The following is a 22,095-nucleotide window of genomic DNA, read 5'->3' as shown; positions in this document are numbered from 1 at the left end:
GGTCAGAGGACCTTGGCGAGGAAGGCGCGGGTGCGTTCGCGCTGGGGCTCGTCCAACACGGCTGCGGGCGGCCCCTGTTCGACCACCGTGCCGTCGTCCATGAAGACCACGGTGTCGGCGACCTCGCGGGCGAAGCCGATCTCGTGGGTGACGACGATCATGGTGGTGCCGGTGCGGGCCAGGTCCTTGATGACGTCCAGGACCTCGCCGACCAGCTCGGGGTCGAGCGCGGAGGTGGGCTCGTCGAACAGGAGCACCTTGGGCTCCAGGGCGAGCGCGCGGGCGATGGCGACGCGCTGCTGCTGGCCGCCGGAGAGCTGGCGCGGGTAGGCGCCTGCCTTGTCGGCGAGGCCGACCCGGTCCAGCAGGCGGCGCGCGGTCGCCTCGGCCTCCTTCCTCGGGCGGCGCAGTGCGGAGACGGGGGCTTCGAGGAGGTTGTCCAGCACGGTGAGGTGCGGGAACAGGTTGAAGTTCTGGAACACGAAGCCGATGTGGGTGCGCTGCTTGAGGACGTCGCGTTCCTTGAGTTCGTGCAGCTTGTTGCCGGCGCGGCGGTAGCCGATGAGTTCGCCGTCGATGCTGATCCAGCCGCTGTCGACCTTCTCCAGATGGTTGATGGTCCGCAGCAGCGTGGATTTGCCGGAGCCGGAGGGGCCGAGGATCACGGTGACCTCGCCCGTCCGTACGGTCAGGTCGACGCCGCGCAGGACTTCCAGCGGGCCGAAGCTCTTGTGGACGCCGCGCACGTCCACCATGACGTCGTTCATCGGCTCTCTCCCCCGAGGTGAAGTGCGGTGACGGGTGCCTCGCGCCGGGCGGCGGCCGCGCGCAGGTCGCGCAGGAAACGGCGGGCCCGCTGGAGCGGGGTGGGCGGCGGGGTGCGGTCGGCGCCCCGGGCGTAGCGGCGCTCCACGTGGTACTGGGCGACCGACAGCAGTGAGGTCAGCAGGACGTACCAGGCGGTGGCGACGAGCAGCAGCGGGATGACCCGGCCGTTGCGGCCGTAGACGACCTGGACCTGGTAGAACAGCTCGCCGATCGCCATCACGTAGACCACCGAGGTGCCCTTGAGGAGGCCGATGATCTCGTTGCCCGCGGTGGGCAGGACGGCGCGCATGGCCTGGGGCAGCACGATCCGGCGGATCTGCCGCAGCCGGGGCAGGCCGAGCGCGGCGGCGGCCTCGCGCTGTCCGGAGTCGACGGAGAGGACTCCGCCCCGGACGATCTCGGCGGCGTAGGCGGCCTGGTGCAGGGTGAGGCCGATGACGGCGGCGCCGATGGTGCCGATCAGGCTGTCGCTGTCGACGGACCAGAAGACGGGCCCGAACGGGACGCCGACGCCGAGGCGTTCGTACAGGGCGCTCAGATTGAACCAGAACACGAGCTGCACGATCATCGGGATGGACCGGAACACCCAGATGTAGGTCCAGGCGACAGTTTGCAGCACCGGGCTGTGCGAGAGCCGCATGAAGGCGAGCACCGTGCCGAGGAGGAAGCCCAGTACGGTCGCGTAGGCGGTGAGCTGGAGGGTGACCCAGACGGCCTGGACGATCGTCTCGGACAGCACGTAGTCGCCGAACACCCGCCATTCCCATACCGGGTTGGTGGCGAGCCCGTGGGCGAACTGGGCGACCAGCACGAGGACGGCGGCGGCGCCGGCCCAGCGTGCGGGGTGCCGGGCGGGGACGACCTTGAGGGCGGCCGGGTCAGCGGCGGCGGGCGGCACGCGGGGCGCGGCCGGGGCGGTGTCGGGGGCGGCGGTGGTCATGGTGGGTTCCGTCGCTTCTCAGGCGTGCTCGGGCGGGCTGATCCGCGAGCTGTCGATGGCGGAGCCGGTGGTGCCCCACTTCTTGAGGATGCGGTCGTAAGTGCCGTTCTTGATCAGCTCGTTGACGGCCGCCTGGAACGCCTTGGTCAGCTTCGAGCCCTTCTTGAAGGCGAAGCCGACGTCGAGCCGGTGGTACTCGCCGAGGAACGCGGTGTGCGCGGCGGGCTGGGCGGCCTGGTAGCGCAGTCCGTTGATGGTCGACATGATCACGTCGATACGGCCCTGCTGGAGCGCGGTGATCGTCGCGCCGTTCTCCGAGTACACCTTCACCTCGTACGGCTTCTTGCCGGCCTTGGCGCACACGCTCTTCCGCGCGGCGAGGGTGGCCTCGAAGGTGGTGCCGGCGTTGATGCCGACGGTGCGGCCGCAGAGCTGGGTGAGTTCGGTGATCTTCTTGCCGAAGGAGGTGTCACCCTGCTTGACGGCGAAGCCCTGGCCGTCGTCGATGTAGGTGACGAAGTCGATGGTCTTCAGACGCTCGGTGGTGACGCCGAAGTTGCCGGTGCCCACGTCGTACTTGCCGCTGCCGAGGGCGGGGAGGATGGTCTCGAAGGAGGCGTCCTGCCGCTCCAGCCTGATCCCGAGCACCTTGGCGACCGCCGACGCGATGTCGATGTCCTGGCCCTGGGGGGTGCGGGAGCCGTTCGGGTAGTACGCGGAGGGCGGCGCGCCGACCGAGCTGCCGATGCGCAGGGTGCCGGCCGCGCGTACGTCGGCGGGCAGCAGCGCCGCGGCGGAGCCGACCTTGTGGACGGCGGCGACCGGGTCGGCGGTCGGGGCGGGCGAGCCGCCGGCGGCGGTCGCGTCGGCGGGGTCGCCGGAGCCGCATCCGGTCAGGGCCAGCAGGGGCAGGAGCGCGGCGGCGGCCACGAGCGGGCGCGGGCGGCCGGGGATGCCGGGGAGCTTCACTGGGCGGTGGCCTTTCCGGTGCGGAGGTCTGTCCCGGGGTCGGGGTGTCTCGGGAGGTGCTTCTCGAAGGGCAGCGGGCCGATGGACTCCGGGTCGGCCTCGGTGTCGAACAGCGGGCGGTAGCCGGTGTTGAGGTACAGCGCGCGGGCCTCGGGCTGGCGGGGTCCGGTGGTCAGGTAGATCCGCCGGTAGCCGCGGGCGCGCGCCTCGCGTTCCAGCTCGGCGACGACCTCGCGGGCCAGACCCCGGCGGCGGTGGCCGGAGTGGGTCCAGATCCGCTTCAGTTCGGCGGTGCCCGCGTCGTACCGGCGGAAGGCGCCGCCCGCGACGGGTTCGCCGCCCTCCAGGAGGAGCAGCAGGACACCGCCGTGCGGCGCGGTGAACTCCTCGTCGGGGTAGCGGGCGAGTTCCGCGTGCGCGTCCTTGCCGTAGCGGGCGGAGTACTCCTCGCCGAGTTCGCGCAGCAGGGGGCGTACCCGTGGGTCGGCGACGGTCACCTGGACGACCGACCGCTCGGAGAGGGCGGGCAGGCTCACTCGCCCACCGCCGTGAGCGGGCCGGTGCCGGCCGCGCGGGCGGCGTCCCGCTTGGCGACCTCCTCGCGGACGATCGGGATGACGTGGCGGCCGAAGTCGATGGCGTCGCCGAGCAGGTCGTAGCCGCGCGCGGAGAGGATGTCGACGCCGAGGTCGTAGTAGTCGAGCAGGGCCTGGGCGACCGTCTCCGGGGTGCCGACCAGGGCGTTCGAGTTGCCCGCGCCGCCGGTCGCGGCGGCGGTCGGCGTCCACAGGGCGCGGTCGTAGCGCTCGCCGGCCTCGGCGATGGCGATCAGGCGCTGCGAGCCGGCGTTCTCGGGGGCGCCGCCCCGGCGGTGGCGGACGAGGCCGGCCTCGCGGCGCTGCTTGATCGCGCCGACCGTGCGGTGCGCCTTCTCCCAGGCCAGCTCCTCGGTGGGGGCGATGATCGGACGGAAGGCGACCTGAATACGGGGCACATCGGTGCGGCCGGCCTCGCGGGCGGCGGCCTTGACCTTCTCGATCTGCGCGGCGGTCTCGGCCAGCGGCTCGCCCCACAGGCAGTAGATGTCGGCCTCGGCACCTCCGGCGGCGTACGCGGCGGACGAGGACCCACCGAACGAGACCCCGGGGCGCGGCTGTTGGACGGGGAAGACGTCGCTGACGAAGTCGTGGAACCGGTAGTGCTCACCCTCGTGGTCGAACGCCTCGCGGGTGGTCCAGATCTTCTTGACGATGCCGATGTACTCGCGGGTACGGGTGTACCGCTCGTCCTTGGTCAGGGTGTCGCCCTCGCGGCCCTGCTCGTGGTCGTTGCCGCCGGTGATGAAGTGGACGGTGAGCCGGCCGTCGCTGATCTGGTCCAGGGTGGCGAAGGTCTTGGCGGCGAAGGTGGGGTACGAGACGTTGGGCCGGTGGGCGAGCAGGAGCTGGAGCCGCTCAGTGCGGGCGGCGATGTACGCGGCGGCGGGCGCGGGGTCCGGGGAGCCGGAGCCGTAGGCGAACAGCACCCGGTCCCAGCCGTGGTCCTCGTGGGCTCGGGCGAGGCGGAGGGTGTAGTCCTTGTCGAAGGCCGCGCCCGAGCGCGGGGTGGTTTCGGAGCCGTCGTTGGTCGCGGCTATGCCGAGGAACTCCACGGGCATGAGTGTGCCTTTCCGGCGGAGGAGCGCAGGCGTGCAGGACTGAACTGCCGTGCTCGACAACTAAATTGATGAAACGTCAGATCTGTGACGTCAGAAATGCGGCGTGACGACGACGGGCGTCGGGTGGAACGGTGCGGCGGCAGCGCGCGGAAGGGTGGGCATCGGCCCGCGCCGGGGTTGCGCCGGCGGAGGGAAAGGGCCGGTCAGACGGCCCGCTGCCGAGTCAGACGCAACACGAGGACGACCACACTCGACCGAAGTCGATGTGATCGCGCGTGACCAAGCGCTGCTGGGCATCCATGCCGTCAATTGAGCAGCGCATCTCGCTTTTCGTCAACCCATGACCGAATGCCGGACCACAACCGGCACCGCTTCCTGTGTGGTTGACAGACATGTGCGGTACACCCATACGATCGACGGCGGACGGGCCTGCCACGCGGCGGGCTCCTCCGGTCGCGTTGAGGGACGCGGCACGTGACGACGCAGGCCACCGGCCGCACCGTACGCGAGTACGTGTGCCACCGGACGGTCGCCCACGTCCGCACCTCCCTCCCGGAGCGTCTACCGATGGCCACGCCTTCCGATGTCACCTCCCCTTCCCTGCTGAAGCCCCCGGCGGCCGCGCCGCCCTCCGACGACGCCGAGCTGCCCCGGATCGTGCCGCGCCGGCACCTGGGCCGCTGGATCGCCGCGGCCGTCGCGCTGCTGGTCCTGGCCATGGTGCTGAACTCCGTGGTGCGCAACGACGCCTTCCAGTGGCAGGCGGTGGGGCAGTACTTCACCACCGCCGCCGTGCTCGACGGGCTGCTGCTCACCCTGTGGCTGACGGCCGCCGTGATGGTGCTGGCGTTCCTGCTCGGCACCGGCATCGCGGTGCTCCGCCTCTCCGCCAACCCCGTGCTGCGCACCCTGAGCTGGGGCTATGTGTGGATCTTCCGCTCGACCCCGCTGCTGGTGCAGCTGCTGTTCTGGTTCAACATCGGCGCGCTGTACCCGACGCTCGGCGTCGGCATCCCGTTCGGCCCCGAGTTCGTCACCGTCAAGACCGTGAACTTGCTCGGGCCGACCCTGACCGCGCTGATCGGCCTCACTCTGCACGAGACGGCGTACGCGGCCGAGGTGATCCGGGGCGGCATCCTCTCCGTGGACGCCGGGCAGACCGAGGCGGCGCAGGCGCTGGGCCTCGGCAGAGTGCGCACCCTGCGCCGGATCGTCGTGCCCCAGGCGATGCGCTCCATCGTGCCGACGGCCGGGAACATGCTGATCGGCACCCTGAAGGGCACCAGCATCGTCAGCGTGCTGGCCGTCCACGACCTGCTGTTCTCGGTCCAGTTGATCTACAACCGGACCTATCAGGTCATCCCGCTGCTGCTGGTCGCCACCGTCTGGTACATCGTGGTGACCTCCGTGCTCAGCGTGGGCCAGTACCACGTCGAGCGGTACTACGGGCGGGGCGCGGCCCGCGACCAGGCGCCCGCCCCGCTCGCCCGGCTCGGCCCCTGGCTGACCGTGCTGCGTGCCCGGACCCGCCGCGCCTCCCTCGGCGGTGACCGGTGAGCACCCGCACCCTGGTGATCGTCGGCGCGGGACCGCGCGCCACCGGACTGCTGGAGCGCATCGGCGCCAACGCACCCGAACTCTGGTCCGGCGCACATGAGTTGCGCGTCCATCTGGTGGACCCCCATCCGCCCGGTCCGGGCCGGGTCTGGCGGGACGAACAGTCGTCGCTGCTGCGGATGAACTCCATGGCCGAGGACGTCACCATGTTCACCGACGAGAGCTCCACCGTGGACGGCCCGGTGCGCCCGGGTCCCTCGCTGGCCGAGTGGGCCGCCCAGTTCGCCGCGCCGGACGCGCCGCGCTTCGCCCCGTACGCGGAGCCGGCCGACCCGGAGGTGCTCGCCGAACTCCGCACCCTGGTCCCGGCCGGCTTCCCGACCCGGCGCGCCCAAAGCGCCTATCTGGACTGGGTGTTCCGGCGGGCGCTGGCCGATCTGCCGCCCACGGTCACCGTCGAGTGGCACCGCACCACCGCGACCTCGGTCACCGGCCCGGCGGACGGCCCCCAGGAGGTCCGGCTGGCCGGCCGCAGCACCCCGCTCCGCGCCGACCTGGTGATACTGACCCAGGGGCATCTGGACTCGACTCCCGCACCGGCGCACCGGGTTCACACCGACTTCGCCCGCCGGCACGGGCGCTTCCATCTGCCGCCCGCCTTCTCCGCCGACGCCGATCTGTCGGGGCTGCGGCCCGGTGAGGACGTCGTGCTGCGCGGCTTCGGGCTGGCGTTCGTCGACCTGACGGTGCTGCTCACCGAGGGCCGGGGCGGCGCCTACCGGACCGAGCCGGACGGCACGCTGACCTACCTGCCCTCGGGCCGCGAACCCGTGCTGCACGTCGGGTCGCGGCGCGGGGTGCCGTACCACGCCAAGACCGGCTACCAGCTCCAGGGACCCCGGCCGCCACTCCCCCGCTACTTCGGCCCGGAGGCGGTCGACGCGCTGACCGCCGGGGGCGAGCCGCTGGACCTGCGGCGCGATGTGTGGCCGCTGATGGCCAAGGAGATCGGGTTCGGCCACTACCACGAGCTGTTCCACGCCCACCCCGAGCGCACCGCCATGCCCTGGCCGGAGTTCCTGGCCGCCTACGACCAATTCGGCTGGTATTCGGCACAGTTGGCCGGGCTGGTGGCCACCGCTGTGCCCGAGCCGGCCGACCGGCTGGACTTCGAGACGCTGGACCGGCCGCTGGACGGGCTCGTCTTCGACACCCCGGACGCCTTCCAGGAGCACCTGCGCGCCTACTTCCGCGAGGACCTGGCCCGCCGCGAGGACCCGGAGCACAGCGCCGACCTGGGCGCGTTCCTGGCGCTGCTCTCCCTGTACGGCCAGTTGCCCGGCCTGGTCGCCTCCGGACGGCTGACGGCACGCTCGCTGGCGGACGGGCTGGACGGCTGGTGGCAGGGGTTCTTCAACTTCCTCGCCTCCGGTCCGCCCGGCTTCCGGCTGCGCGAGCTGGACGCGCTGTCACGCGCCGGTGTGGTGCGCTTCCTCGGCGCGGACATCAGGGTCGGTACGGACGAGGCCACCGGCACCTTCACGGCGACCAGTCCCACGGTGCCGGGGCACACCGTGCACGCGACCGCGCTGATCGAGGCATATCTGCCGGGTCCGAACCTGGACCGCACCGAGGACCCGCTGCTGCGGCACCTGCACCGCGCCGGGGCGCTGGCGGAGGAGGTGGTCGTCGACGACACGCACCGGCACCGGTCCGGGCGGATCACCGTGTCCCTCGCCGACGGCCATCTGATCGACCCCGGCCTGGGCCGGCCGCACCCGCGCCGGATCGCCCTGGGCGCACCGACCGACAGCCGGGCCATCGCCGCCTTCGCCCGCCCACGCACCAACGCGCCCGCCTTCCGGCAGAACGACACGGTGGCGAGGGCGGTGCTGCGGGCGCTGGACGCGGGATGGGAGCCACATGTGGGAGGACCACATGTGCGGGAGCCACATGTGGGAGGGCACGGGCCACATGTGCGGGAGCCACATGTGGCCGAGACCCATGTGGCCGAGGCCCATATGCCGGAGGCCGATGTGGCGAAACCGGTCGACTGCGCGCGGGTCGGTACCTGACGTACGAGGGGGCTGCCCGGACCACGACCGGCCAGCCCCCTCCCCGTGCGCTTACGCCCCCGGCCCCACCGGGATGTCCCCGCGCAGGGTGATCCGGTGCATCACCCGGTGCTGGTCTCCGTAGTCGCGGTTGGCGTAGTGCGAGGTGCTGCGGTTGTCCCACAGGGCCACGTCACCCGGCTGCCACCGGTGCCGGACCACATGTTCCGGCTTGGTGAGGTGTGCGTAGAGAATGTCGAGCAGGCCCCGGCTCTCGTGCTCGGAGACGCCGACGATGTGCGAGGTGAAGCCGGGGTTCACGAACAGCCCCTTGCGCCCGCTCTCCGGGTGCACCCGCACCACCGGATGCTCCACCGGGGTGAGCTGCGTGAACACCTCGCCCTCCCACAGGTTGCCCTTCCCCTGGCGGCGCTGGGCAAGGTAGTACCCGAACTCGCGGGAGCCGTCGTGCACGGCGGTGAGGGTGTCGATGTGCGCCCGCAGCCCCGGCGACAGCGACTCGTACGCGGCCTGGCTGTCGGCCCAGTTGGTGTCTCCCCCGGTGGGCGGCAGCACCACCGCGCGCAGCACGGAGATGGCGGGCGGACGCGGCACGAAGGTGACGTCGGTGTGCCACACGTCGGCGAACCCGTTGTCCTGGCTGTCCAGCGCGTACACCTCGGGCGCCACGTCGCCGGAGTCGTGCACCGGGTGCCCGACCGTGACCTCGCCCAGCCGGCGGCCCAGCTCGATCTGCCCGGCGTCGTCGAGCAGATGCTGTCCCCGTACGAAGAGGACCTTGTGGCGCACCAGGGCCTCGCGGAGCGCGAGCACGCCGTCGTCGTCCAGGTGGGCCAGCTCGATGCCGTCGATCTCGGCGCCGATGTTCGGGCCCAGCTCGGTGAGCGGCAGCCGCGTCGCCACGGGCCGGTCGCTGAGGATGCTCATACAGGTGTCCTTTCCGGTAGGGCCCCGTCCGGGACCTCGATTCTTGTCGCGTACGGCGGTCAGGCCGCGGCGGCGCTCTTGACGGCGTGCGCCACCTCGGCCCGCAGTTCCCCGAACTCCGGTGAGCCGCGCAGTGCTTCGGCGTCCACCTCACCGCGCGGCAGGGTGATCGGCAGGTCGAGCGCGACGGTCCCCGGGCTCTTGGTCAGTACCACGATCCGGGAGCCGAGGAACACCGCCTCCTCGGCCGAGTGCGTCACGAACACCGTGGTGCGCCCCGCCTGGGCGGCCATCCGGCGTACGTCCTCCTGGAGCCGCTCCCGGGTGAGCGCGTCCAGCGCGGCGAACGGCTCGTCGAGCAGCAGCAGCGGGTTCTCGGCGGCGAGCGCGCGGGCGATGGCGACGCGCTGCTGCTGGCCGCCGGAGATCTCCCAGACCCGGCGCTCCTCGGTGCCCTCCAGACCGACCCGCGCCAGCAACTCGGCCCGTCGCTGCGGCCATTGGGCACGTTCGACGCCCGCGTACCGGAGAGCCAGGTCGAGGTTTCCGCGCACGGTACGCCACGGGAAGAGCCTCGGTGTCTGGAACACCACCCCCGCCGTGTCGCCGGGGCGGGGGTCGGTGCCGGAGACCTTCACCGTGCCCTCGCTGGGCCGCTCGAACCCGGCGATCAGCCGCAGCAGGGTGCTCTTGCCGCAGCCGGAGGCGCCGACCAGGACGAGGAACTCCCCGGTGGGCACGGTGAGATCGACCGGGCCGACGGCGGTCACGGCGCCGTACCGATGGGTGACCCGATCGAGCCGGACGGCACCGCCCGCGACCGCGTCCGGCTCAACCTTCTTCTCCGTCAGCTCACTTGAGGACATCGGGCAGCCCCTTGAGGTAGAACGCCTTCTCGACGGAGGCCGCGGAGGGCGCCGCGTCGATCTGCTTCTGGCCGGCCAGGAAGCGGCCGGTGTCGCCGACGTACGTCAGCAGCTTGCCGGGCTTGCCGTCGGTGCCCAGCCACTCGGCGGAGGTCACCTGCTCCGGGGTGAGGAACACGCCCTGCGCGAGCTGGGCGCGGGCGTCGGCGGCGCTGATGTTCAGCTCGGCCGCGACCGCCTTCACCGACCCCTCGTGGTCGGACTTCAGCAGCCGCAGCGCCTCCGCCTCGGCCTTGCGCCAGGCGTCGATCGCCTTCGGGTCGCGGGCGATCAACTCGTCCGAGACGACGGCGAGATCCAGCGTCGGCTTGCCCGAACCGGCCACCTGCTTGCTGCTGGTGAGCTGCTTCCCCGTCTTGCGCAGCTCGTCCAGCGTCGGCAGCCAGACGTACGCGGCGTCGATGTCGCCCCGCTGCCAGGCGGCGAGGATCGCCTGCGGCTGGAGGTCGATCAGCTTGACGTCGGACGGCTTCAGCCCGGCCTTGTCCAGCGCGGCCAGCAGGCTGTAGTGCGAGGTCGACGCGAACGGCGTGGCGACGGTACGCCCCTTCAGCCCGGCCACGTCGGAGATACCGGTGCTCTTCCGCGCCAGCAGCGCCTCGTTCTCCCCTGCCACGTCGAGGATCCAGGCGACCTTGTACGGGATCGGCGAGGACCCGGATATCCCGCGCGCGAACGGGCTCGACCCGAGCGCGGCGATGTCGAGGGACTTGCCGAGGAACGCCTGGTTGACGCTGGCCCCGGAGTCGAACTTGATCCAGGTGACGGTGTGGTCCGGCAGCGCCTTCTCCAGCAGCTTTCTGTTCTTCACGATCAAGTCGCCGCTGGGAAAGGCGAAATAGCCGATGCGCAGCCGTTTGCCGGAGCCGGAGCCCGAGGCGGAGCTGTCGGTGGAGCAGCCGGTGACCGCCGCGGTGGCGGCGACGGCGAGCGCCCCCGCGAGCAGCTGGCGGCGGGACGGGCGGAGCGGAGCGTGGGACATGGAAGTGCCGTTTCTCTAGCGGGAGTTGGAAGGTGTCTCAGGTGCGGCCACGCCAGGGCACGACGGCCCGTTCCAGGCGTAGCAGCAGGCCGTCGATGATCAGGCCGGAGATGCCGATGGCGATGATGCCGACGAGCACGACCGGGGTGTTGTTGTAGTTGGCGGCGTCCTTGACCATGCCGCCGATGCCGGGCAGTCCGTTGACCAACTCGGCGGCCACCAGGGAGGAGTAGGCGACCCCGACGGCCAGCCGGACACCGGTCAGCGTCTCCGGCAGGGCGGAGGGGATGACCACGTCCCGTACGACGTCCCAGCGCGAGGCGCCGAGTGCGCGGGCGGCTTCGGTGAGCGCCTTCGGTACGGCGGCCACGGCCGCGGTGGTGGAGACGGCGACCGGCGGGAACGCGGCCACGGCCAGCAGGGTGATCTTGGGCTCCTCGTTGATGCCGAGCCAGATGATCAGCAGGGAGAAGTACGCCAGCGGGGGCAGGGTGCGCAGGAAGGTGATCCAGGGCTCGAACAGCGAGCGCACCCAGCCGGCGGTGCCCATCAGCAGCCCGAACACCACCCCGGCGACGATGCCGATACCGGCGCCGAACGCGATGCGGCGCAGGCTGATGTCCAAGTGCTCGATCAGATAGGTGCCGTTGTAGCCCCGGACCCCGTCGTGCGTGGTCGACACGTCGATGAAGGCCCGCCACACCTTGGCCGGCGGCGGCACCAGTGTCTCGCTCCAGGTGCCGCTCACCGCGAGGAGCTGCCACAGGAGGAGGAAGAGGACGAGCGAGCCGAGTGGAAGTGCCGCGCGTTTCACGGCACTTGAGGAGCGGGCGGGGCGGGGTGCGGCGGCGGCCGGGAGCGGGTCGGCCTTCTCCGGGCGCAGGGAAATGGACACGGGCGGCCTCCATGGGCCTCGTGACGGGGATGAACGGGTATGGCGAAGTGCCGCCTGCGCAGCGGGAGTTATCGATCCTGCGAGACACAACTCGCCGGGAGACCGCGCCGGGTCACCTCACCGGGCGAAGCGGACCGTCAGAGACGCGCGGACAGCGGCGGTCAGCGACAACACGCGGCCGGGCGTCGGCACAGGTCGATGACCAGGCGTCGCACCAGCGGCATGGGATTCATGGGGCCCTTTTCTACCCCAGCCGGGCCTGACCACCAAGAGGTGTCCACGAAGTGGACCACAGGGTGAGAACGAGGGTGCGACGGGACACCACGAGAGGCCGTCGGGAGAAACGCTCTGCCTGGACAGGGCCGCCGAGACGCACGGTGACCCGAGCGGCGTTCACTCGTTTGCCGTAGCACCAGCTCCGAACGCCCCCGGTCACGGAAGGCAGTCGCCCGATGGTCCTGTCCTCGCTCAGTCGTTCCCCGCACGGCCGCCTGCTGCACGCCGAGCGCAGACTCGCCGAGCGGTACACCGAGCTGGTCCGCCTCGCCTACCTCGTCCTCCCGGCCTCCCTCGGCCGGCACCGCCGGGTGCTCGCCGCGCACTCCCTGGTGCAGCGCAGCCTGCCCGACGCAACGCCCGCCGTACCGGCGCCCCGTGTGCCAGGGGCCGACCCGGACCGGTCGCTGCGGGTGGCGGTGGTGCGCGGGGCGCTGGCCCAGTGCCGACGGCCCCGGCTGTGGCCGGAGGGGACGCGGCCGCCCCGGCTGCTGGTGCCCCGGCTGCCGGTGGTGCTCGGGCTGCGGCTGGCGCCGCGCTCGGGCGGGGCCGAGGAGATGGCGCTCGGCCAGGCCCTCTCCGACCTCTCCGCCCCGGCCCGCGCCGCCTTCGTCCTCCTCCGTGTGGAGGGCCTCACCGCCGACCACGCGCGCGGGGTCCTGGAGGCGGCCGGGGTGGCGAACGCCCAGGTGGCGGTACGGCAGGCGGCCCGGCTCGACGCCTCGCTGGGCGCGGCGGCCGGGGCGGTGCTCACCTCGGACGAGTTCGACGCCTGCACCCTGCGCGCCCGCCCCACCGATCTGGTCCGCCGCCGGCGCCGGGTGCGGCTGGCCGCGCTCGCCGTGCTGGCGGGCGCCCTCACGGTGGGCGGCCTGGCAGCCGTCACGCACTCGGCGCCGGACACGTCCGAGACGTCGGCGCGCAAGCCCCGGTCGGCCGATCTGGTCAGGGTCGGGCCCGGTGAGTGGGCGGACACCTCGCGGGTGGACTTCACCGCCTGGCCCGCGCGCGGGGACCGGGTGCGCGACCGCGCGCTGCTGGACCGGGCGCTGGCCGTCTGGGCCGACCCGCCGTCCGGCACGCGGGTCGACCGCGCCCCCGGCACCCCGGCCGATCCCCCGCCGCGCGCGCCGCGCCTGCTGTACGCCGGGTCGGTGGGCGGGCACGCGGTGGTGGTGTTCCACGACGGCCAACGCCTGGTGCGGTACGCCGAGTCGGGCACCGGTGAGCGGCTCAGTCTGGCCCGCGTGGACGACGCCGACGTGACGACCGCCGCGGCCGTGGTGCTGGACGAGCGGGGCGGCGCGGTGCGGTATCTGCTGGCGCCGTGGGTGGCGGAGTCCTCGGTACGCGATCTGACCAGGCCGGACTCCCCCGCGCGGCCCCTCTCGGTGGCGCGGGACGGGGTCACCGCGCCGGTGCCCCGGTGGACGGGCGGCGGCTGCGGGCGTCGTCCGGCGCTCCAGTTGCGCTCGTCCCCGGCGATCGCCGAGCACCACGCGTTCCTCCTGGCCGACCTCGGCGGACTCACGCCCGCGCATCTGACGTACACCCCGCTGCCGGGCCATGGCTCCCCGCCCGCCAGGCAGCCGCGCGAGGCCACCGGGCCGGCCGCGCTGGTGGCGTGGGGGCAGACGGGCTGCGACCTGGACTCGGCGGGCGGCCCGGGGGTGCGGGCGGTCAACGCCTGGGACTTCGCCGAGCAGGACCTCCCGGACGGCGGGGGCCACGCCGTGTGGACCTGCGCGCGGGCGGACACCTGGCAGGGTCCGGGGAACATCACCGTCTCCCTGCGCCGGCCGGGCGAGGACGCGCAGGTGGTGACGCGGGTGCGGTCGACGGCCGTGTGCAGCAGGTTCGGCCGGCACGTGGTGGCGCGGACGCACTGGAAGTCCCCGCGCGGACACTGGTACGTCCTGGCGGCGGGCAGCCGCCACATCACCTCGCTCGCCCTCACCGGCGACGTGCGCGCCACCCGCGACGGCCACACCCTGGCGGTACGGGCACCCAAGGACGCCTCCACCCAGGTCCGGGCCAGGCTGACCTCGGGCGAAACGCTGCCGGAGGTCGGTTCCGGGCCGTCCGGGGGTACCCGGCCCTAGCGGCGACCCGCTGCCCGACCTCTGGAGATCGATCATGGTCCACGTCCGACGTTCCTTCACCGTCCCCCGCCCCCTGCCCGCGGTGAACGCCTACCTGGCCGACTTCGCGAACGCCGTGGACTGGGACCCCGGCACCCAGGAGTGCGCCCGCACCAGCGGCACGGGCACCCCCGCCGAGGGCGCCACCTGGCACAACGTCTCCGAGTTCCGTGGCCGCAGCACCGAACTCGAGTACCGCCTCGACCACCGCTCCGAGGACCGCCTCACCTTCACCGGCACCAACAAGACAGCGACCTCCACCGACGACATCACCCTCCGCCCCACCCCCGACGGCACCGAGATCACCTACGACGCCACCATCCAGTTCCACGGCCTCGCCCGCCTCGCCGACCCCTTCCTCCGCAACGAGTTCGAACGCCTCGGCGACGAAATCACCCACACGATGCCGAGGGCGATCGAGTCGGCGGTGCCGTCGAGTTGAGGGCAACGCCAAAGGGCCCCCTCCGTACGGTTTCTGACGACCGTTCGGAGGGGGCCCGCTTGGACTTCTCTACGAGCCGCTGTAGTTGAGGTCGTCGCTGCGCCGCTCCGGGGGCGCCACCGGCTCCTGCGCGTCCCACGGGCGCGCGATCGGCCCGGAGACCGACCTCCACCACGTGTCCGTCGGCACCCGCCCGCCCGGTTCGAAGGGCTCGCCCGGGCGGGGGGAGGCCACGGTCTGGCCGGCCGCTTCGCCTGCTTCCTTCGTCCACTCGCCCGGTTCCGCCCAGGGGTGCATCGCGAGGTTGAAGGTGCCCCAGTGGATGGGGAGGAGGACGCCGTGGGGGGTGTCGGACTGGAGGTCGAGGTGGGCGCGGACGCCCTCCTCGGGGGTCATGTGGATGTCGGGCCAGTAGGGGCTGTAAGCGCCGATCTGGATCATCGTGATGTCGAAGGGGCCGTGGGCCGCGCCGATGTCCTTGAAGCCGTCGAAGTAGCCGGTGTCGCCGCTGTGGTAGACGCGGTGCCGCTCGCCCGCGACGACCCAGGAGGCCCAGAGGGTGTGCTGGGTGTTGCGCAGGCCGCGCCCGCAGAAGTGGCGGGCCGGGGTCGCGGTCAGCGTCACCCCGCCGACCTCGGTCGATTCGTGCCAGTCCAGCTCGCGCAGCCGGTCCGGGGACACTCCCCAGTGCTCCAAGTGCGCGCCCACGCCCAGCGGGACGGCGAACAGGGTGTCCGTGCCGGCCAGCGCCTTGATGGTGGGCAGGTCCAGGTGGTCGTAGTGGTCGTGGGAGATGACCACCACGTCGACCGGGCCGAGCGCGGCCAGCGGCAGCGGGGCGGGGTGCAGCCGCTTGGGCCCGGCGAAGGGGAACGGCGAACAGCGCTCACCCCAGACCGGGTCGAACAGCACCCGGCGCCCGTCGATCTCCACCAGCACGCTGGAATGTCCGAGCCATGTCACCCGCACGCCGCTCACCGGCGGCTTGGCCAGATCGGCCACCGTGGTGGGGTGCACCGGGATCGTGCCCTGCGGAGCGCGGACGGGACGGGTGTCCTTGTCGAAGAACGCCTTGGCGAGGTCCAGCGTGGAGCCGGAGGGCCGGGTACGGGCGGTGCCGCCGGGGTTCTGGAAGACGCCGTCCTTGAAGTGCGGGGAGCGCTGGATGCGGGCCAGGCGCTCACCGCTCGGTTCCGCGCCGAAGGCTTCGGGCTGTAGCGCGCGGAGCCCGGAGCTCAGGGAACGCAGACCGGACACGGTACCTCCAGATGGAGTCGCTCAAGGGCTCCATGGTCGACGGCGACTACGGCGGCCCCGAGCCGCCGAGGGCCGGCGAGCCCGGCCACAAGTCCCAACGCCCACGCGGCCCTCACTGTTCCCGAACAGTGTTCCGGATTCACCCCACCGGGCGGGGTCGCCCCCGTTGCGTCCGGACGACGTCCAGGCGACGTCCGGACGATGAAAGCGGGTTCCGCCGCCCCCACGTCGCAGGGACGGCGGCGAACCTCACGCCACCGACGCGATCCGCATCCTGATGTCGCTCGGCGACAGCGCGCCCTTGGCCACCACATGGTCCCCGGAGGACTCGCCGCGCAGCCGGCGCCCGATCCACGGCACCAGATGCGTACGCGCCCAGTGCACGTCGTCGCGCCGGATCTCCAGCGTGCCGCGCGGCGGCAGCACCGGCCACTCCTGCTCGGGGTCGGCCGGGATCTCCAGGCCGAGTGCCTGGCCCGCGCGCAGCGCGACCCGGGTGTGACCCTCGGGCGAGAGATGCAGCCGGTCGAGGTCCCACGCCCGGCGGTCCTGCACGGACTTCAGGGACCACAGGTCGAGCACGGGGCAGTTGTACCGGTCGGCGATGGCCCGTACATGCCCGTTGTACGTGGCGATCTTGCCGCGCAGATGCTTCAGCAGCGGGACGCCGCGGGTGTCGAAGCCGGTCGCCACCAGCACGGTGCCGGCGCCCGCCGCGAGCTGGGCCACGGCGCGTTCGAAGCGCTCGGCCGTCTCGTCCGGGTCGGTGCCGGGGCGGATGATGTCGTTGCCCCCCGCGCAGATGGACACGAGGTCCGGGGCGAGCGCCGCCGCCCTGGGCACCTGGTCAGCCGCGATCTGGTCGAGCAGCTTCCCCCGCACCGCGAGGTTGGTGTACCTGAAGTCGCCTTCGGGGCGCCGGTCGGCGAGGAGCACCGCGAGCCGGTCGGCCCAGCCGACGAACGCCCCGTCGGGGCCGGGGTCGCCGACGCCTTCGGTGAAGCTGTCCCCCACCGCCACGTACGACCCGATCACTGTCCTGTTGTCATTCTCCATATCGTCTGCCACGTCGGACCATGATTCACCCCGGGATGTGACCTACGCGACCGTAAGCAGGGGTTGACGGACGGTGAGATAAGCCACGCTTAAAGAATTTGCCAATCGTGGAATAGCACCGGCGGCCACCCTGTTGAACGGGCGATCACGGGGTCTCAGTGGCGGAAATCCGATGTCGTATCGTCAGCGGTGCGCCCGTCGACGAGCCGCGTGGCGGGGCGGAGCCCTCAAGGAGCACCCGTGACGCAGCAGGTCCCGTCGACCGAACCCGAGCTGTCCGCCGTCCGCAACTTCCGTGACGTGGGCGGCCTTCCGACGGTGGACGGCCGCAAGGTGCGGCACGGGGTGCTGTTCCGCAGCGGACATCTGGCGCACGCGACCGAGGAGGACGCGGCCTTCCTCTCCTCCCTGGGCCTGCACACGGTCTTCGACTTCCGGAATTCGGCCGACCAGCGCCTGGAGGGTCCCGACGTCGAGCTGCCCGGCGTGCGCAATGTGAACGTGCCGCTGAGCGACCCGGCCGACGGTGCCGAGTTCTGGCGGATGGTGCGCGACGGCGACCTGGACCAGCTGCGGGAGATCCTGTCGGACGGCAAGGCCGCGGGCCGCATGATCGAGTCGTACCGGCGGATCGTCACCGAGCGCACCGCCGAGCACTCCCGCGTGCTGCACGCGCTGGCCGAGGACAGCGTGCCCGCGCTGATGCACTGCGCGGCCGGCAAGGACCGCGCCGGTATCTCGGTGGCGGTGACGCTGCTGGCGGTGGGCGTGGAGCGGGACGCGATCACCGCCGACTACCTGGAGTCCAACGCCAAGCACCGGCGCTACAAGGTCCGCCGCAGCGGTGACCAGGCCGGCGCGTACACGCCCGAGGTGATGGAGCTGCTGAGCCCGCTGTTCGACGCCCGCGCGGAGTACCTGGCGGCGGCCTTCGACAGCATCGAGGACACCTGGGGCGGGGTGGACGCCTACCTGGAGCGGGGGCTGAGGCTCTCGGACCAGGCGCGGGAGCGGCTGCGCGAGCGCCTGGTCGACTGACCCGCTGTGCGGGGCGCCACGGCCGTCAGCTCTTGGCGCCCAGCGAGAACAGCAGGAACAGGAAGGCGGCCAGGACGTGGCCGAGGGCGACGTACACGACGAGCCGGACCCACAGGGAGCGCGGCAGCTTCTCTTCCATGTCACTCATGACGGCTCTCCGGTCGGATGGCCCAGGCACAGGGTGGCCGTGGGGCTCTGCAGCAGGGTGTGGACGAACAGCAGCTCCACGCCGCCCGGGTCGTCGGCGTTGAGGCGGTGCGGGGTCAGCGAGTCGAAGTGGGCGCTGTCCCCGGGGGCGAGCAGGTGCGCGCCGTCCCCGAGGCGCAGCCGCAGCCGGCCGCTGAGGACGTACAGCCACTCCTCGCCGGGGTGGACGCGCACGATGTCGCCCTGGGCGCGGTAGGGCACCCGGACCCGCAGGGCCTGCATGCCGCGGCCGGGGGCGCCGGCCTGGAAGTAGGTCCAGCCGGCGGCGCGGGTGGGTTCCATGTCGGCGGCGCGCACGATGGCGTCCCGGTCGGCGGCCGTCTCACCGAGCAGGTCGGAGACCGTCGTACCGTAGATACGGGCGAGGGCCAGGAGCATCGGCAGCGAGGGCTGGCGGTGCCCGGTCTCCAGCCGGGAGAGGTGCGCCGGGGAGAGCCCGGCGGACCCGGCCGCGGCCTCCAGGGTGAGGCCGGCCCGGCGGCGCAGGGCGCGCAGTTGCGGCGCCACGGCGGGCAGGTCGTCGCCCTGGCCCGCCGGAGAGGCCGCTTCGGAGGCGTTCATGCCTCCATTGAGCCCGACTTTTGCCTGTCGGGCAATCTTCTTGCCTCAGAGGCAAAAAGCCCGGAGTAACTGGTCAGCGTCCGGCGACCGCCTGCTTGATCAGGGTCCGCCCGAAGTCCCACATCAGCCCGCCCCCGCTGTGCGCGTCGTCCATGACGGCGGTGAAGGCGTCCACGAACCGCTCCACGTCCGCCTCGTCGATCACCAGCGGCGGGATCAGCTTGATCACCTCCAGGTGGTCGCCGGAGACCTGGGTGAGAATCCGGTGCCGCTGGAGCAGCGGGACGACGACCATCTGCGCGAACAGCCCCTTGCGGGCGGCCTGGAGCATGGTCCAGCGGCCGCGCAGCTTCAGCGAGTCGGGGCGCCCGAACTCGATGCCGATCATCAGCCCCCGCCCGCGCACGTCTGCCAGCAGCTCGTACTTCCCGATGAGCGCGGCCAGCCGGGACTTCAGCAGCTCGCCCATGGTCCGGGCGCGGGCGACGATCTGCTCGTCCTCCATGACGGACAGCACCGCGAGCCCGGCCGCCATGGCCTGGGCGTTGGCACCGAAGCTCGCGGAGTGCACCAGGACCCGGTCCATGGACGAGTAGACCTTCTTGAAGATCCAGTCCTTGCCCAGCGTGGCGCTGACCGGGACATAGCCGCCGGAGAGCGACTTGGCGACGCACACCAGATCGGGCTCGACGCCGTCCTCGTGCTGGTAGGCGTAGAAGTCGCCGGTACGGCCGAGCCCGGTCTGCACCTCGTCGGCGATGAGCAGCGCCTTGTGCCGGTGCAACAGCTCCTGCGCGGCGCGGAGATACCCGGGCGGGCTCTCGTGCACGCCCTTGCCCTGGATCGGTTCGACGATGAGCGCGGCGACGTCGCCGTTCTTCAACTCCCTTGCCAGCGCGTCGAGATCGCCGAGCGGTACGGCGGTGTCGGGGAGCAGCGGGGCGAAGCCGTCACGGAAGCCGTTCTCGCCGTTGACCGACAGGGAGCCGGTGGTGAGGCCGTGGAAGGCGTGGTCGCAGTACAGGACGCGGGGGCGGCCGGTGGCGAAGCGGGCGAACTTCAGCGCGGTCTCGACGGCCTCGGTGCCGCTGTTGCCGAAGAACACCCGGTCCAGGTGCGGGCTGTGGGCCAGCAGGCGCTCGGCGAGCAGGCCGGGCAGCGGCTGGCAGTCGAAGCGGGTGAGGTCGGCGAGGTTCAGGTCGAGCACGTCGTGCAGGGCCTTGCGCACGACGGGGTGGTGCCGCCCGAGGCCCATCACGCCGAACCCGGCGAGCATGTCGAGGTAGTCGTTGCCCTCGGCGTCGAAGAAGTGGGCGCCCTCGGCGCGTTCGTAGACCTTGTCGAAGCCGATGGTGTGCAGCATGCGCGGGAGTTGGGGGTTGAGATGGCGCGTGTGCAGGTCGTAGCGCTCGGCTCCACGCGCGGCGAGGAGGGCTCCGAGGTCGAACTCCGTGCTCATTCAGCTCTCCTGGTTCTGCCGGGCGCCGGCGTCCTGGACGGCGAGGCTCGCACTGATCCGCCCGGCGATCTCCACCGGCGTGAGACCGATGTCGGCCAGCACCTCGCTCCGCTTGGCGTGCGCGAGGAACTGGTCCGGGATGCCGAACCGCCGTACGGGCACGTCCACATCGGCGTCCCCGAGGGCCAGCGCCACCGCCGAACCCACGCCCGCCGCACGGGAGTTGTCCTCGACAACGGCCACGAGCCGGTGCCGGGCGGCGAGTTCGGGCAGGGCGGGGTCGACGGGCTTGACCCAACGCGGGTCCACCACCGTGCAGTCGATGCCCCGGGCGCCGAGGAGCGAGGCGACCTGGAGGCAGACCGGCGCCATCACGCCGACGGCGACGAGGAGTACGCCGGGCTCGTCGTCCCGGTGGAGCACGTCCATGCCGCCGATGTGGCCGAGGGCGGGGATCTCGGGGCCGACGGACTCCTTGGGGAAGCGGATCAGGGTGGGCGCGTCGTCCACGGCGACCGCCTCGCGCAGTTGGGCGCGGAGCTGGGCCGCGTCGCGTGGGGCGGCGATCCTGAGGCCGGGGACGACCTGGAGGATGGACATGTCCCACATGCCGTTGTGCGAGGCGCCGTCGACGCCGGTGACCCCGGCCCGGTCGAGTACGAAGGTCACCCCGCAGCGGTGCAGGGCCACGTCCATCAGCAGCTGGTCGAAGGCGCGGTTCAGGAAGGTCGCGTAGACGGCGACGACCGGGTGCGCTCCCCCGGTGGCCAGGCCCGCCGCGGAGACGGCCGCGTGCTGCTCGGCGATCCCGACGTCCCAGACCCGGTCGGGGAAGCGCGCGGCGAACGGGCCGAGGCCGACCGGGTGCAGCATGGCCGCCGTGATGGCGACGACGTCCTCGCGCTCCTCCCCGATCCGGACGATCTCCTCGCCGAACACCGAGGTCCACGAGGGCCCGCCGACGGGGCTGAGCGGGGCGCAGGTCAGCGGGTCCATCACGCCCACGGTGTGGAAGTGGTCCTCCTCGTGCGCCAGGGCCGGCGGATATCCGCGCCCCTTCTCGGTGAGGCAGTGCACCAGCACCGGCCCGTGGAACCGCTTGGCCCGGCGCAGCGCGGACTCGACGGCGCCGATGTCGTGCCCGTCGATGGGGCCCACGTACTTCAGCCCCAGGTCCTCGAACATGCCCTGCGGGGCGAAGGCGTCCTTGAACCCCTTCTTGGCTCCGTGCGCGGCCTCGTACAGCAGGCCGCCCACGACCGGGGTGCGCTGGAGCGCCTCCTTGCCCCAGGCGAGGACCTGTTCGTAGCCGTCGGTGGTGCGCAGGGTGGCGAGGTGGTTGGCGAGGCCGCCGATGGTGGGCGCGTAGGACCGCTCGTTGTCGTTGACGACGATGATCAGCGGGCGGTCCTTGGCGGCGGCGATGTTGTTCAGCGCCTCCCATGCCATACCGCCGGTCAGCGCGCCGTCCCCGACGACCGCGACGACATGCCCGCGCTCCCCGAGCACCTGGTGCGCCTTGGCGAGGCCGTCGGCCCAGCCGAGGGAGGTGGAGGCGTGACTGTTCTCCACGATGTCGTGCTCGGACTCCTCCCGCGAGGGATAGCCGGACAGGCCGCCCTTGCCGCGCAGCTTGCTGAAGTCCTGACGTCCCGTCAGCAGCTTGTGCACATAGCTCTGGTGTCCGGTGTCCCAGACGATGCGGTCCGTCGGGGACTCGAAGACCCGGTGCAGGGCGATGGTCAGTTCCACCACGCCCAGGTTGGGGCCGAGGTGCCCCCCGGTCCTGGACACCGCCTCCACCAGGAACTCGCGTACCTCACCGGACAGTTCGCCCAAGTCTTCCTGCGACAGCGCCTTCAGGTCGCGTGGTCCCCGGATGCTCTCCAGAATCGTCACGCC

Annotated in this window: 20 protein-coding genes; 5 read left to right on the top strand and 15 right to left on the bottom strand. The window is 72.2% G+C overall.

Annotated elements, in window-relative coordinates:
- Nucleotides 1–2: 2 nt before the first annotated feature.
- Genes D0Z67_RS24930 through D0Z67_RS24910 form a run of 5 tightly spaced genes read right to left on the bottom strand, consistent with a single transcriptional unit; the run spans nucleotide 3 to nucleotide 4,394 of the window.
- Nucleotides 3–767, bottom strand: coding sequence for an amino acid ABC transporter ATP-binding protein (locus D0Z67_RS24930; RefSeq protein WP_031181533.1), 765 nt, complete (start codon nucleotides 765–767; stop codon nucleotides 3–5).
- Complete coding sequence (locus D0Z67_RS24925; RefSeq protein WP_031181534.1) at nucleotides 764–1,768, bottom strand: amino acid ABC transporter permease; 1,005 nt, start codon at nucleotides 1,766–1,768, stop codon at nucleotides 764–766. Before D0Z67_RS24925 ends, D0Z67_RS24930 begins: the two co-directional genes overlap by 4 nt.
- Nucleotides 1,769–1,786: 18 nt before the next feature.
- Entirely contained in the window at nucleotides 1,787–2,737 is a 951-nt protein-coding gene (locus D0Z67_RS24920) for an ABC transporter substrate-binding protein (protein ID WP_234312775.1), read from the bottom strand.
- The gene (locus D0Z67_RS24915; protein WP_031181536.1) at nucleotides 2,734–3,267 is read right to left on the bottom strand and encodes a GNAT family N-acetyltransferase; all 534 of its coding nucleotides are present in this window, start codon (nucleotides 3,265–3,267) and stop codon (nucleotides 2,734–2,736) included. Before D0Z67_RS24915 ends, D0Z67_RS24920 begins: the two co-directional genes overlap by 4 nt.
- A gap of 2 nt (nucleotides 3,268–3,269) precedes the next feature.
- Nucleotides 3,270–4,394 (bottom strand): LLM class flavin-dependent oxidoreductase, encoded by a 1,125-nt coding sequence (locus D0Z67_RS24910; RefSeq protein ID WP_031181537.1) that lies wholly within the window; start codon nucleotides 4,392–4,394, stop codon nucleotides 3,270–3,272.
- A gap of 567 nt (nucleotides 4,395–4,961) precedes the next feature.
- Between D0Z67_RS24910 and D0Z67_RS24905 the strand changes: the two genes are divergently transcribed.
- Nucleotides 4,962–5,951, top strand: coding sequence for an amino acid ABC transporter permease (locus D0Z67_RS24905; protein ID WP_031181538.1), 990 nt, complete (start codon nucleotides 4,962–4,964; stop codon nucleotides 5,949–5,951).
- Nucleotides 5,948–8,026 carry an FAD/NAD(P)-binding protein gene (locus D0Z67_RS24900; protein ID WP_234312777.1) on the top strand — a complete coding sequence of 693 codons (2,079 nt, stop codon included), beginning with the start codon at nucleotides 5,948–5,950 and terminating at the stop codon, nucleotides 8,024–8,026. The genes D0Z67_RS24905 and D0Z67_RS24900 overlap by 4 nt, the downstream gene beginning before the upstream one ends.
- Nucleotides 8,027–8,077: 51 nt before the next feature.
- On the opposite strand, the gene D0Z67_RS24895 is transcribed toward D0Z67_RS24900, so the two are convergent.
- Genes D0Z67_RS24895 through D0Z67_RS24880 form a run of 4 tightly spaced genes read right to left on the bottom strand, consistent with a single transcriptional unit; the run spans nucleotide 8,078 to nucleotide 11,750 of the window.
- On the bottom strand, nucleotides 8,078–8,953 hold the full coding sequence (locus D0Z67_RS24895) for a TauD/TfdA dioxygenase family protein (protein WP_031181540.1): 876 nt from the start codon (nucleotides 8,951–8,953) through the stop codon (nucleotides 8,078–8,080).
- 59 nt (nucleotides 8,954–9,012) lie between these two features.
- Nucleotides 9,013–9,819, bottom strand: a complete 807-nt coding sequence (locus D0Z67_RS24890; protein WP_031181541.1) for an ABC transporter ATP-binding protein — start codon at nucleotides 9,817–9,819, stop codon at nucleotides 9,013–9,015.
- Nucleotides 9,806–10,861, bottom strand: a complete 1,056-nt coding sequence (locus tag D0Z67_RS24885; RefSeq protein ID WP_031181542.1) for a taurine ABC transporter substrate-binding protein — start codon at nucleotides 10,859–10,861, stop codon at nucleotides 9,806–9,808. Before D0Z67_RS24885 ends, D0Z67_RS24890 begins: the two co-directional genes overlap by 14 nt.
- Before the next feature lie 37 nt (nucleotides 10,862–10,898).
- Nucleotides 10,899–11,750, bottom strand: coding sequence for an ABC transporter permease (locus D0Z67_RS24880; RefSeq protein ID WP_051887765.1), 852 nt, complete (start codon nucleotides 11,748–11,750; stop codon nucleotides 10,899–10,901).
- 458 nt (nucleotides 11,751–12,208) lie between these two features.
- On the opposite strand from D0Z67_RS24880, the gene D0Z67_RS24875 reads away from it, so the two are divergent.
- Entirely contained in the window at nucleotides 12,209–14,134 is a 1,926-nt protein-coding gene (locus D0Z67_RS24875) for a hypothetical protein (protein ID WP_051887740.1), read from the top strand.
- A 34-nt stretch (nucleotides 14,135–14,168) separates the two neighbouring features.
- On the top strand, nucleotides 14,169–14,615 hold the full coding sequence (locus tag D0Z67_RS24870; protein ID WP_031181545.1) for an SRPBCC family protein: 447 nt from the start codon (nucleotides 14,169–14,171) through the stop codon (nucleotides 14,613–14,615).
- Nucleotides 14,616–14,684: 69 nt separating this feature from the next.
- Here D0Z67_RS24870 and D0Z67_RS24865 read toward each other — a convergent pair whose 3' ends face one another.
- Nucleotides 14,685–15,872, bottom strand: a complete 1,188-nt coding sequence (locus D0Z67_RS24865; protein WP_031181546.1) for an MBL fold metallo-hydrolase — start codon at nucleotides 15,870–15,872, stop codon at nucleotides 14,685–14,687.
- Nucleotides 15,873–16,121: 249 nt separating this feature from the next.
- Nucleotides 16,122–16,907 (bottom strand): SGNH/GDSL hydrolase family protein, encoded by a 786-nt coding sequence (locus D0Z67_RS24860; protein WP_031181547.1) that lies wholly within the window; start codon nucleotides 16,905–16,907, stop codon nucleotides 16,122–16,124.
- 261 nt (nucleotides 16,908–17,168) lie between these two features.
- On the opposite strand from D0Z67_RS24860, the gene D0Z67_RS24855 reads away from it, so the two are divergent.
- Complete coding sequence (locus tag D0Z67_RS24855; RefSeq protein ID WP_031181548.1) at nucleotides 17,169–17,966, top strand: tyrosine-protein phosphatase; 798 nt, start codon at nucleotides 17,169–17,171, stop codon at nucleotides 17,964–17,966.
- Between the two features lie 25 nt (nucleotides 17,967–17,991).
- Here D0Z67_RS24855 and D0Z67_RS24850 read toward each other — a convergent pair whose 3' ends face one another.
- The 4 genes from D0Z67_RS24850 to dxs form a co-directional block, all read right to left on the bottom strand.
- Nucleotides 17,992–18,114: a DUF6126 family protein gene (locus D0Z67_RS24850; protein WP_037775127.1), complete on the bottom strand. Its 123-nt coding sequence runs from the start codon at nucleotides 18,112–18,114 to the stop codon at nucleotides 17,992–17,994.
- Nucleotides 18,111–18,734: a helix-turn-helix domain-containing protein gene (locus D0Z67_RS24845; protein ID WP_031181549.1), complete on the bottom strand. Its 624-nt coding sequence runs from the start codon at nucleotides 18,732–18,734 to the stop codon at nucleotides 18,111–18,113. The genes D0Z67_RS24850 and D0Z67_RS24845 overlap by 4 nt, the downstream gene beginning before the upstream one ends.
- 73 nt (nucleotides 18,735–18,807) lie before the next feature.
- Nucleotides 18,808–20,193: an aspartate aminotransferase family protein gene (locus D0Z67_RS24840; RefSeq protein ID WP_031181550.1), complete on the bottom strand. Its 1,386-nt coding sequence runs from the start codon at nucleotides 20,191–20,193 to the stop codon at nucleotides 18,808–18,810.
- Nucleotides 20,194–22,092, bottom strand: a complete 1,899-nt coding sequence (gene dxs / locus D0Z67_RS24835) for a 1-deoxy-D-xylulose-5-phosphate synthase (protein WP_031181551.1) — start codon at nucleotides 22,090–22,092, stop codon at nucleotides 20,194–20,196.
- Nucleotides 22,093–22,095: the final 3 nt, after the last annotated feature.

The sequence above is a fragment of the Streptomyces seoulensis genome (genome assembly GCF_004328625.1).
Lineage (GTDB): Bacteria > Actinomycetota > Actinomycetes > Streptomycetales > Streptomycetaceae > Streptomyces > Streptomyces seoulensis.
Note: the sequence above shows the minus strand (reverse complement) of the source record. Positions and strands in the feature narration are given on the sequence as shown.